The organism is Actinomycetota bacterium (assembly GCA_035540895.1).
Classification (GTDB): Bacteria; Actinomycetota; JAICYB01; order JAICYB01; family JAICYB01; genus DATLFR01.
In genome coordinates this window covers 1-11594 of sequence record DATLFR010000012.1, presented here as the reverse complement: position 1 = coordinate 11594, position 11594 = coordinate 1, and the positions used below count along the sequence as shown (strand labels likewise).

At 71.9% G+C, this 11594-nt stretch carries 14 protein-coding genes; all 14 read left to right on the top strand.

What is annotated here, in order from left to right:
* The first annotated feature begins 10 nt into the window (after positions 1 to 10).
* On the top strand, positions 11 to 1609 hold the full coding sequence (locus tag VM840_00515) for a CTP synthase (protein HVL80057.1): 1599 nt from the start codon (positions 11 to 13) through the stop codon (positions 1607 to 1609).
* Positions 1610 to 2131 carry an NUDIX hydrolase gene (locus tag VM840_00510; protein HVL80056.1) on the top strand — a complete coding sequence of 174 codons (522 nt, stop codon included), beginning with the start codon at positions 1610 to 1612 and terminating at the stop codon, positions 2129 to 2131.
* A gap of 61 nt (positions 2132 to 2192) precedes the next feature.
* The gene (gene ald, locus VM840_00505; GenBank protein ID HVL80055.1) at positions 2193 to 3296 is read left to right on the top strand and encodes an alanine dehydrogenase; all 1104 of its coding nucleotides are present in this window, start codon (positions 2193 to 2195) and stop codon (positions 3294 to 3296) included.
* Positions 3296 to 4237: a site-specific tyrosine recombinase XerD gene (gene xerD, locus VM840_00500; GenBank protein HVL80054.1), complete on the top strand. Its 942-nt coding sequence runs from the start codon at positions 3296 to 3298 to the stop codon at positions 4235 to 4237. The genes ald and xerD overlap by 1 nt, the downstream gene beginning before the upstream one ends.
* 20 nt (positions 4238 to 4257) lie before the next feature.
* Positions 4258 to 4608 (top strand): TraR/DksA C4-type zinc finger protein, encoded by a 351-nt coding sequence (locus tag VM840_00495; GenBank protein ID HVL80053.1) that lies wholly within the window; start codon positions 4258 to 4260, stop codon positions 4606 to 4608.
* Between the two features lies 1 nt (position 4609).
* Positions 4610 to 5788 carry a phosphopentomutase gene (locus VM840_00490; protein HVL80052.1) on the top strand — a complete coding sequence of 393 codons (1179 nt, stop codon included), beginning with the start codon at positions 4610 to 4612 and terminating at the stop codon, positions 5786 to 5788.
* A complete protein-coding gene (locus VM840_00485; protein HVL80051.1) occupies positions 5788 to 6411 on the top strand; it encodes a site-2 protease family protein in 624 nt (207 codons plus the stop codon). Before VM840_00490 ends, VM840_00485 begins: the two co-directional genes overlap by 1 nt.
* A 33-nt stretch (positions 6412 to 6444) precedes the next feature.
* Positions 6445 to 7446, top strand: coding sequence for a tryptophan--tRNA ligase (gene trpS / locus VM840_00480; protein ID HVL80050.1), 1002 nt, complete (start codon positions 6445 to 6447; stop codon positions 7444 to 7446).
* The gene (locus VM840_00475) at positions 7443 to 8162 is read left to right on the top strand and encodes a segregation/condensation protein A (GenBank protein ID HVL80049.1); all 720 of its coding nucleotides are present in this window, start codon (positions 7443 to 7445) and stop codon (positions 8160 to 8162) included. Before trpS ends, VM840_00475 begins: the two co-directional genes overlap by 4 nt.
* Positions 8159 to 8782: an SMC-Scp complex subunit ScpB gene (gene scpB, locus VM840_00470; GenBank protein HVL80048.1), complete on the top strand. Its 624-nt coding sequence runs from the start codon at positions 8159 to 8161 to the stop codon at positions 8780 to 8782. The genes VM840_00475 and scpB overlap by 4 nt, the downstream gene beginning before the upstream one ends.
* Before the next feature lie 5 nt (positions 8783 to 8787).
* Positions 8788 to 9525, top strand: coding sequence for a pseudouridine synthase (locus VM840_00465; GenBank protein ID HVL80047.1), 738 nt, complete (start codon positions 8788 to 8790; stop codon positions 9523 to 9525).
* Between the two features lie 13 nt (positions 9526 to 9538).
* The gene (aroH, locus tag VM840_00460) at positions 9539 to 9901 is read left to right on the top strand and encodes a chorismate mutase (protein ID HVL80046.1); all 363 of its coding nucleotides are present in this window, start codon (positions 9539 to 9541) and stop codon (positions 9899 to 9901) included.
* The gene (locus tag VM840_00455) at positions 9901 to 10989 is read left to right on the top strand and encodes a prephenate dehydrogenase (GenBank protein HVL80045.1); all 1089 of its coding nucleotides are present in this window, start codon (positions 9901 to 9903) and stop codon (positions 10987 to 10989) included. Before aroH ends, VM840_00455 begins: the two co-directional genes overlap by 1 nt.
* Positions 10986 to 11594, top strand: a 609-nt coding sequence (locus tag VM840_00450) for a 3-phosphoshikimate 1-carboxyvinyltransferase (GenBank protein ID HVL80044.1), incomplete at its 3' end; no start/stop codon positions are given. The genes VM840_00455 and VM840_00450, both read left to right, overlap by 4 nt.

Here is an 11594-nt window from a genome sequence, read left to right as displayed (position 1 = left end):
GAGGTAAGACGTGGCCAGACACATCTTCGTGACCGGAGGTGTGGCCTCCTCCCTCGGAAAGGGCATCACCGCCGCCTCGATCGGGCGACTCCTTCACTCCCGGGGGCTCAACGTCGTGCTCCAGAAGCTCGACCCCTACATCAACGTCGACCCGGGGACGATGAACCCGTTCCAGCACGGCGAGGTGTTCGTGACCGAGGACGGGGCCGAGACCGACCTCGACCTCGGACACTACGAGCGCTTCGTCGACACGAACCTCAACCGTGAGTCGAACGTCACCACCGGACAGATCTACTGGTCGGTCCTGCAGCGGGAGCGCCGCGGCGAGTTCCTCGGCGAGACGGTCCAGGTGATCCCGCACATCACGAACGAGATAAAGGAGCGGATGCTCGCCCTCGGCCGTGACTCGTCGGTGGACGTCGTCGTCACTGAGGTCGGCGGGACGGTCGGCGACATCGAGTCGCTCCCGTTCATCGAGGCGATCCGGCAGATCCGTCGGGAGGTCGGCCGGGAGAACTGCCTGTACGTCCACGTGACGCTCATCCCGTTCATCGGTCCGAGCGGCGAACTGAAGACGAAGCCGACCCAGCACTCCGTGATGGCGCTGAGGTCGATCGGTGTCCAGCCCGATCTGATCGTCTGCCGGTCCGACCGGCCGATCGGCGCGGGGCTGAAGGAGAAGATCTCGCTGCTCTGCGACGTCGACCTCGAGGCCGTGGTGTCCGCTCCGGACGCGCGCAACCTGTACGAGGTGCCGCTCGTCCTGCACCGAGAGGGTCTGGACCGGCAGATCGCCCGGCACCTGCGCCTCCCGGCCGGGGAGCCCGACCTCACCGCCTGGACCGATCTGGTCGACCGGATCAACTCGCCCCGCGGATCGGTCAGGATCGCGCTCGTCGGCAAGTACGTCGACCTCCCGGACGCGTACCTGTCCGTGACCGAGGCGCTGCGTCACGGAGGCATCCACCACCGCCTCGACGTCCAGATCGAGTGGATCGCGTCCGACAACATGCTGGACGACGGGGAGAAGCTGGCCGGCTGCGACGGGATCCTCGTCCCCGGCGGGTTCGGCGTCCGAGGGATCGAGGGGAAGATCGAAGCCGTCCGGCACGCTCGGGAGAAGGGCATCCCGTTCCTCGGCATCTGCCTCGGCCTGCAGTGCGCGGTCTCGGAGTTCGCGCGCAACGTGGCCGGGATGGCCCACGCGAACTCGACCGAGTTCGACGAGGAGACCCCGTTCCCCGTGGTCGACCTGCTCGCCTCGCAGCAGGGGGTGGAGGACCTGGGCGGCACGATGCGCCTCGGCTCGTTCCCGTGCGTGGTGAAGGAGGGCACGAAGGCCTACGAGGCCTACGGCGAGAAGCTCGTCCACGAGCGCCACCGCCACCGCTACGAGGTGAACCCCGAGCTGATGCCGAAGCTGGAGGCCGAGGGCCTCGTGGCGTCCGGCACGTCTCCAGATGGGCGTCTCGTCGAGATCGTCGAGGTGCCGGACCACCCCTGGTTCGTCGCCGCCCAGTTCCACCCGGAGTTCCGGTCGCGCCCCAACCGGGCGCAGCCTCTGTTCAGGGACTTCATCGGCGCCGCCGCCACGCGCGCGGGCCTGTAGATGCGGGAGCGGGTCCTCGGCTCCCGGACCGTGTTCTCCGGGAGGATCCTGAGTTTGCGCGTGGACGAGGTCGAGGCGGCGGACGGGCACCGGTCCACCCGCGAGGTGATCGAGCACGGCGGAGCGGTCGGGATGGTGGTCGTCCACGACGGGGAGGTCGTCCTCGTCCGGCAGTACCGCCACGCGACGGGCGAGGTGCTGCTCGAGATCCCGGCCGGACGCCTCGAGCCGGGCGAGGAGCCGGAGGCGACCGCCCGCCGGGAGATGGTCGAGGAGGTCGGGCTGCGGGCCCACGCCCTGGAGCACCTGGCCACGTACTACACCGCGGCGGGCTTCTCCAACGAGCTGTTCCACCTGTACCTCGCGCAGGAGTGCGAGCCCGCGGCGGGGGAGACCGACGAGGGGGAGGTGCTGGAGGTCGTCCGGCACCCGGTCGGTGAGCTCGACGAGCTGATCTCGTCCGGGGAGGTGCGAGACGCCAAATCGCTGATCGGGCTGCTCATGCTGGCCCGCCGGCGCTGATCGCGGCGTCCGGGACGGGAGTGCCTGGGCTCCCGGTGCAGCCGCCGGTTACGCTACGGCCATGCGCATCGGTGTCCCCCGCGAGGTCATGGAGTCGGAGTACCGCGTCGCCCTGACGACGGCCGGGGCGCGGGAGCTCACCGCGCTCGGCCACGAGGTGCTCGTCGAGACGGGAGCCGGGGTCGGGTCGGGGCTGCGCGACGAGATGTACGAGCGGGCCGGCGCGCGCATCGTCGCCACGGCGGCGGACGCCTGGGGCGCCGACCTGGTGATGAAGGTGAAGGAGCCGCAGCCGTCCGAGTTCGGACACCTGCGCTCCGGACAGATCCTCTTCACCTACCTGCACCTGGCCGCCCACCGGGAGCTCACGCTCGCACTCGCGCGGTCCGGGTGCGTGGCGATCGCCTATGAGACCGTGGCCGAGGACGGACGGCTCCCGCTCCTGGCCCCCATGAGCGAGATCGCCGGCCGGATGGCCCCGCAGGCGGGCGCGCACTACCTGGAGAAGGAGCACGGCGCCGGCATCCTGCTGGGCGGGGTCTCCGGGGTCCGGCCCGCACGCGTGGTCGTCATCGGGGCCGGGACCGCCGGACGCAACGCCGCCTTCCTGGCCGCCGGCATGGAAGCCGAGGTGCTCCTCTTCGACCGCAACGTGGACCGGCTGCGGGAGGTCGACTTCATCCATCGCGGGCGGATCATGACGCTGTACTCCAACCGCGAATCGGTCGAGCACGCGCTCCGCGAGGCCGACCTCGTCATAGGGGCGGTCCTCGTCCCGGGAGCCAAGGCTCCGATCGTCGTCCCCGAGTCGCTGGTGAAGGAGATGAAGCCGGGCTCGGTCCTCGTCGACCTCTCGATCGACCAGGGCGGGTGCATCGAGACGGCCCGGGTCACCACCCACTCCGACCCGATCTACGAGGTGCACGGGGTCGTCCACTACTGCGTGGGCAACGTGCCGGGGGCCGTCCCGCACACATCCACCTACGCCCTGACCAACGCGACCCTGCCCTACGTCGAGCTGATCGCCAACGAGGGGCTGCACGGCGCGCTGCGAACCCACCGTCCGCTGTCCGGGGGGGTCAACGTCTACGAGGGGACGATCACGAACGAGGGCGTCGCCGAGGCGCACGGCCTCGAGGCGACGCCGATAGACGCCCTGGTCTGATGTCGGCCCTGCCCGACGGGCTGCGCCGAGCCCTCGACTCCTTCGTCGACTACCTGCGCGTCGAGAGGGGAGCCTCACCCCGGACCGTCGAGGCGTACAGGCGGGAGGTCCTGCGGTACCTGCGCCACCTGGCGGGGGAGGGGGTCCGGACGCCCTCGCAGGCGCGTCCCGCCGACGTGGCCGCCGTCCTGCAGGCCCGGGCGGACGCCGGCGCGGCCGCCTCGACCATCCATCGCGCGCTGGCCGCCGTCCGCCACTTCCACCGGTTCTGCATCCGGGACGGGCTCGCCGACTCCGACCCGGCGGCGCTCGTCGACGGGCCCAAGCGCGGGCTCTCGCTCCCGAAGGCGCTGGCCACGGCCGACATAGTCGCGATCATCGAGGCGGCGAACGGGAGCCGGCCGGCCGACCTGCGCGACCGGGCCATGCTGGAGCTCCTCTACGCGGCCGGGCTCCGGGTCTCGGAGCTCGTCGGGCTCGACGTCGACGACGTCGACCTCGACTCCCGCAGCCTGCGCGCCCTCGGGAAGGGCGAGAAGGAGCGCGTCGTACCCATCGGGGGCCCGGCCGCCGACGCGGTCGGACGCTACCTGGTGCAGGGCAGGCCGAGCCTGCTCGCCCGGTCGCGGGGGACGGCCGCGCTCTTCGTCTCCGCCCGCGGGAGCCGGCTCTCACGGCAGAGCGCATGGAAGGTCGTGAAGCGGTACGCCGGCCGGGCCCTGCCCGACCGGAGGGTCCACCCGCACGTCCTGCGCCACTCTTTCGCGACGCACCTGCTGCAGGGCGGAGCGGACGTGCGCGTTGTCCAGGAGGCTCTCGGGCACGCTAGGCTGTCTACGACGCAGGTCTACACACTCGTGAGCCGCGACACCCTCAAGGACGTGATCGAGTCCGCGCACCCCAGGGGCCGGACGCGCCGGCGGCCGGCCGCCGGGTCGTAGGGTCTGCGCGGGGAGGATCTATGACCGGGACCTTCGACGACATACAGCGCCGCCTCATCGACGAGCGCCGGGAGCTGGTGCAGCAGCTCGAGGACATGGGCTTCGACCCGAACACCGGCTCGCCCAAGGACGTCGACTTCGAGCACGGCTTCGCAGACTCGGGGGCGGCCACCGCCGAGAAGGCCAACCTGCTCTCGCTCGCCGAGGCGCTGATGGCGACCCTGCAGGAGGTCGACGCAGCGCTGCGCGCGATCGACGACGGGACGTACGGCGTCTGCACCAACTGCGCCAAGGAGATCCCCATCGAGAGACTGGAGGCGCGCCCCCAGTCCCGGCTCTGCGTCACCTGCAAGCAGGCCGCCGGAGGCTGATATCGACCGCGCCGCCCACGTCGTCCTGCTCGTCATCGACGGCCTCGGGGTCGGCGCCCTCCCCGACGCGGCCGCGTACGGCGACGAGGACGCGAGCACGCTCCTGCACGTGGCCGAGCGCACCCACCTGAGGGTCCCGAACATCGACCGCCTGGGGCTGGGCCGGGTGCAGCCGGGTCCGGGCCTGGGAGCCGATCCCGTGGGCGCGTACGGGCGCATGGCCGAGGTGTCCGCCGGCAAGGACAGCATGACCGGACACTGGGAGCTCGTCGGCATCGTCACGGAGCGGCCCTTCGAGACGTACCCGAACGGGTTCCCCGCCGAGGTGCTCTCGCGGCTGGAGGACAGCATAGGGATGCCGGTTCTCGGCAACGTCGTCGCCTCGGGGACCGAGGTGCTCGAGCGGTTCGGGGAGCAGGCCTGGCTGAGCGGGTGCCCGATCGTCTACACCTCAGCCGACAGCGTCTTCCAGATCGCCGCCCACACCGACCACACGCCCCCGGACATGCTCTACGGCTGGTGCGAGTTCCTCCGCATGCTGATGGGCGACTCGGTGGCCCGGATCATCGCGCGGCCGTTCACCGGGACGCCCGGGGCCTTCCATCGGATCGACCACGGACGCCGTGACTTCCCCGTCCCCCTGCCGGGGGGGTCGGTGCTCGAGCTCGCCTTCCACGCGGGGGTCCGGACGGTGGGCATCGGGAAGGTGCGCGACCTGTTCCCCGGCCACCCGTTCGACGACGTGACGGGTCCCGGGCGCGACGAGAAGGCGATGCTCGCGCTCGCCGAGCGGGTCCGGGAGGGGTCCCCCGGCCTCACGCTCGCGAACGTGGGGGATCTCGACTCGAAGTACGGGCATCGCAACGACCCCCACGGATGGGCGGTGGCCTTCCACGAGCTGGACGACCGGCTCCGCATGGTGCTCGAGCTGCTGGGCGACGACGACGTCCTGATCGTCACCGGCGACCACGGCAACGACCCGACCACCCCGGGCACCGACCACACCAGGGAGTACGTCCCGGTCCTCGCCTGCTCGGGCGCGGGTTGGCGCAGCGGCGGTCCTGCTCAGAGCGTGGGGGAGCGGGAGACCTTCGCCGACGTGGCCGCGACGATCGCCGAGCTGCTCGACCTGGACCCGGACACGATCCCGGGGACCTCGTTCGCCCCGGACGTCCCCTGATGGTCGTCGCCGAGGTCCTGGTCGTCCTGGCCATCATCCTGGGCAGCCTCGTCATCCACGAGAACGCCCACGCGATCGTCGCGCTGCGCCTGGGAGACCCGACCGCGCAGCAGCAGGGGAGGATCACCCTCAACCCGATCGCGCACCTCGACATAGTCGGGTCGTTGATCCTGCCGCTCTTCCTCTTCGTGGCTACGGGGTCGGCCTTCGGGTACGCCAAACCGGTACCCGTCAACCGGTTCATGCTGCGCAACGGAGACCGCGGGTTCGCGATCGTGGCACTGGCCGGTCCCGTCTCCAACATGCTGATCGCCATCGTCGCGGCGTTCGTGCTCCGGCTGACCGGGCCCGGACCGCTGGGGGTCGTCCTGCGGGTGATCCAGCTGAACGTCCTGCTCGCCGCCTTCAACCTGATCCCGATCCCGCCCCTGGACGGCTCCCGGCTCATCCGGCCCTTCGTAGGGAGGGGAGGTGTCCAGCTCCTGGACCGGATCGAGCCGTACGGGTTCCTCCTCCTCTTCGCCCTGCTCTACCTCGTGCGGCCCCCGTACTTCCCGTTCGACCTGATCGGCTGGTTCGTCCAGAACATCTCGGGTCTCCTGATCAGGCTCCTGCCGCTCTAGGGCCGTCCGCGGGGTCGGGTACCCTCGTCAGACATGACCTCCCGCGTCGTCACGGGCTACCGGCCGACCGGCCGGCTCCACCTCGGCCACCTCCTCGGCACGATCGACTCGATGCTCGAGCTGCAGGCCGCACACCACTGCTACTTCTTCATCGCGGACTGGCATGCCCTGACGACCGACTACGAGGACCCGTCTCGGATCGCCCAGGACACGCGCGACGTCGTCCTCGACTGGATCGCCGCGGGGGTCGACCCCTTCCGGACCACCATCTACAAGCAGTCGGACATCCCGGAGGTGGCCGAGCTCGCGCTCGCCTTCTCGATGGTCACCCCGCTCTCCTGGCTCGAACGCAACCCGACCTACAAGGAGCAGCTCCGGGAACTGTACGGACGCGAGATCGCCACGTACGGGTTCGTGGGCTACCCGGTGCTGCAGTGCGCGGACATCACGATCGTGGGGGGAGAGACGGTCCCGGTCGGGGAGGACCAGCTGCCCCACCTCGAGCTCACGCGGGAGATCGTCCGTCGCTTCAACCGCCTCTACGGCGACCTGTTCCCCGAGCCGGCGGCGATGCTCACCGAGGCGCGCAAGGTGCTCGGCCCCGACGGGCGGAAGATGTCCAAGTCGTACGGGAACGTGATCTGGCTGGACGACCCGCCCGAGCGGATCCGGGAGGTCGTCCGGACGGCCGTGACCGACCCGAACAAGGTTCGGCGCACCGACCCCGGCGACCCGTTCGTCTGCAACGTCTGGCGCTGGTGGCGGGACTTCTTCCCCGCCGAGGAACCGCGGGTGGTGGGGGGGTGTCAGGCGGGAGAGCTCGGGTGCGTGCAGGACAAGGACGACCTGGCCGAGCGGCTGGGCGAAAGGCTGGCCGCGTTCCGCGAGCGCCGGGCCGAGCTCGCGAGCAAGCCGGGGATGGCGGAGGAGGTCCTGTCGGCGGGGCGGGCGAAGGTGCGCCCCATCGCGACCGAGACGATGGAGCGGGTGCGCGACGCCATGGGCCTCCCGCACACGAAGAAGGTCACCGCGTGACGTTCGAGATCAAGCTCGAGGTGTTCGAGGGGCCGTTCCAGCTCCTGCTCTCGCTGATCTCCGAGCGCCGGGTGGACGTGTGCGAGGTGCCGATCGCCCAGCTCACGAACGACTACCTCACGCACCTGCAGGAGATGACCGAGCTCGATCTCGAGGTGACCACGGAGTTCCTCGTGGTCGCGGCGACGCTGCTGCAGCTGAAGGCCAGGGCGCTGATGCCGGTCCCCGCGGGGGAGGACCCCGAGTTCGCCGGGGACCTGGAGCGCGACGTCCTCGTCTCCCGCCTGCTCGAGCTCCGCACGTTCCAGGGGGCGGGCGACCAGATCCGCGAGCTGCTCGCGGTCGGGGACAGGAGGTTCCCGCCCGTCCCGGCTCCCGACGACCCCGCCCTGCGTCAGATGCCCGTCCTGGGCGATATCCAGGTCCGGACGTTGGGGGCGGTCCTGGTCGAGATGATCCGGGCCAACGTCCGGACGATCGACGTCTCCCTGCTCGTGTCCGACGAGGTCTCGACGCAGGCCGCCTCGGACGAGCTGCAGGTCCACCTGGCGCGCGGTCCGGCCCGGTTCCGGGACATCGTGTCCGGACGGTCGCTCGCCTGGGCCGTCGCCCTCTTCCTGGCCATGCTCGAGATGGGAGCCCGCGGGGAGGTCTCCCTCGGTCAGAGCGAGCGCCTCGGCGATATCGAGATCACACCGCTTGGAGGAGCCCGATGAGCGAGAACGGACAGCTGACCGTCCTGAACCCCGCGCTGTGCGAGGCGATCCTGTTCGCGACCTCCGAGCCGGTCCGGCCCTCGGACATCGCGGCCGCCTTCGGCGCCGACCCCGCCGACGTCGCGGCGATGCTCGACGAGCTCGCCCGGTTCTACGAGGACCGCGGGTCGGGCCTGGAGGTCCGGGTGGTCGGCGACGGGTACCGGATCTACACGCGGGCGGAGCACGCGGAGGCGGTCGGCCACTTCGCGAACCGGTCCCGGATCGGGAGGCTCTCCCGCGCCGCCCTCGAGACGCTCTCGATCGTCGCCTACCGACAGCCGATCAGCCGCGGGGAGCTCGCCCGCATCCGCGGGGTGAACGTCGACTCGGCGCTGCGGACGCTGCAGGAGCGCGGGCTCGTGGACGAGGTCGGCCGCGACCCAGGTCCGGGTCGAGCCCCGCTCTACGGCACGACCCCGCTCTTCCTGGAGAAGATCGGTCTCGCTTCGGTGTCCGAGCTCCCGCCGCTGGCCTCGTTCGCGCCCGACCCCGAGGTGGCGGCCGAGATAGAGCGCGCGCTCGCCCCGCGCCCGATCGACTTCGTCGAGCAGCTCCAGCTCGACGACGGCGACGCGTAGCCCGCGTGGAGCCGGAACGACTGCAGAAGGTCCTCGCGCGGGCGGGGTTCGGGTCCAGGCGGGCCTGTGAGGAGCTGATCGCGTCCGGACGCGTCACCGTCAACGGGGTGGAGGCGGAGCTCGGCTCCCGCGCGGACCCGGACACCGACGACATCCGGGTGGACGGGGCGCCGGTCAGGGCGGGAGCCGACCTCGTCTACTACGCGCTGCACAAGCCGACCGGCGTCGTCACCACGGCCTCGGACCCCCAGGGACGCCCGACCGTCCTCGCCCTCGTCCCCGCCGAGCCTCGGGTCTTCCCGGTGGGGCGTCTGGACATGGACACGAGCGGTCTCCTGCTCCTGACGAACGACGGGGGGTTCGCGAACAGGCTGACCCACCCTCGGTACGGGGTGACCAAGACCTACGTGGCGACGGTCCGCGGCTCGGCCGGACCCCGCCACGTCGCCCGCCTCACCGCAGGCGTGGAGCTCGAGGACGGACCGGCGGCGGCGACCGACGTCCGGGTCACGGCCGCCCCCAGCGGCCGCAGCGTGGTCGTGCTCACCGTCGCCGAGGGGCGCAACCGCCTCGTCCGGAGGCTGCTCGACGCCGTCGGCCTGCCCGTCGTGGAGCTCGTCCGGACATCGATCGGCGGCATCGACCTCACCGGTCTCGCCCCCGGGGAGGTCCGGCCGCTGGACCCGAGGGACGTCCATGCGCTCCTCTCCGCCGCCGGCGGGGTCGCGGACGTGGACCCGTAGACTGGGTGCCGCCATGTCCAGGGTCTACGCCGTGCGCGGCGCCACGACGATCGACGCCGACTCCCGCGAGGACGTCGTCTCCGGCACCCAAACCCTGCTCCGGGAGCTGCTCGACCGCAACGACCTGGCCCCAGACGACCTCGTGAGCATCGTGTTCACGGCTACCGACGACATCCACGCCGAGTTCCCGGCCGCCGCCGCGCGCCTGATGGGTCTCGATGTCCCGCTCCTGTGCGCGCGGGAGCTCGACGTCACCAGCAGCCTCGCCGTCCCACGCTGCATCCGGGTGCTCGTGCACTGCTACGCCGAGCGGCGTCCGCAACCCGTCTACCTCAACGACGCCTCCCGGCTCCTCGACCCACCGGACCCCGCCTGATGGCGGGGCGTCGGGTCGCGGTCGTCGGGGTGGGTCTGATCGGGGGGTCGCTCGGGCTCGCGCTCCGGCGCATCGGCGCCACCGTCGTCGGGGTGGACCGGTCGGCGGAGGCGCTCGAGCGGGCTCGGGACCTGGGTGCGGTGGACGAGGCGGCCGACCTGGCGAGCGCCGTCGCGGAGGCCGACATCGTCGTGATCGCCACCCCGGTGGGGCAGATCGTCCCGACCGTCGAGCTCGTGGCCGCCTCCGCCCAGAGTGGAACGGTCGTGACCGATGTCGGGTCGACGAAGGGTCCGATCGTGGGCGGCGCCGAGGCGATACTGGGCCCCCGGCTCCCGTTCGTGGGCGGCCACCCCATGGCCGGGACGGAGGGGGAGGGCGTGGAGGCCGCGCGGGCGGACCTGTTCGAGGGCGCCCTGTGGCTCCTCACCCCGACCGAGCGCACCGATACCGACGCCTTCCGGACCGTCAACACGCTGATCGGCGAGCTGGGAGCCCGGACGCTCGCCCTCGACCCGTCGGCGCACGACCGTCTGGTCGCGCTGGTGAGCCACCTCCCGTACGCCCTCGCCACCGCCCTCGCATCGCTCGCCGGACGGGCGGGGGACGAGCGCGTCTTCACGGCCGCGGCAGGGACGTTCCGCGACGTCACCCGCACGGCGGGTAGCAACCCCTCCATATGGCGCGACATCCTCGCCGCCAACCGCGATGCGCTCCTGGCCGAGCTCGAGGCGTTCTGGGAGGAGCTGTCCGATCTCCGAGGGGCGCTGGTCGACCGGGACTTCGACCGGCTGGACGGCCTGCTCTCCCGGGCCAGGGAGGCGAAGGCGCGCTTCCCGGCCAAGGGGGGCCGCGGTCCGACCCGGCCGATCACCCTCGACGTCCCGGTTCAGGACCGGGCCGGGGTGCTGGCCGACGTGACCACCGCGCTGGGGGACGCGGGCATCAACATCGAGGACCTGTGGATGGAGCACGGGCCGGCCGCGGGCGCGGTCCGGCTCGTCGTGGACGGGGAGGGCGCGGCCTCGCGAGCGGAGGATGCCCTGCGAGCCCGCGGCCATCGCGTCGTCCGGATGGGGGAGCGATGACCAGCCTGGTCGTGCGCGGGGGCGTCCAGCTCTCGGGCTCGGTGCGACCGCCGGGTGACAAGTCGATCAGCCACCGGGCACTCATGCTCGCGGCCTGCGCCGCCGGCACGAGCCGGGTGCGCGGCCTCGGCCCGGGGGCCGATATCGCCTCTACCCGCGAGTGCCTGGGTGCGTGGGGGGTGCGGGCGGAGGCGGACGGCGCGGTCGACAGCCCCGGCATCGACGCCTGGGAGGTCCCCGAGGTCACCCTGGATTGCGGCAACTCCGGGACGACGATGCGGCTCCTCGCGGGTCTGGCCGCCCGCCGTCCTTACCCGAGCGTCCTGGACGGAGACGTGTCCCTGCGCCGCCGCCCGATGGACCGGGTGGCTCGCCCCCTGCGGGCGCTGGGCGCCGACGTCCAGCTGCTGAGCCGCGACTCCCACCCCCCGATCCTCGTGTCCGGAGGCGACCTGCGGGGAGCCGAGGTCGAGATGGAGGTGGCCAGCGCGCAGGTGAAGTCGGCCGTCCTGCTGGCGGGCCTCGGCGCTGAGGGCGAGACGACCGTGGTGGAACGCGTCCCGACGCGGGACCACACCGAGCGTCTGCTCTCCTGGCTCGGGGTC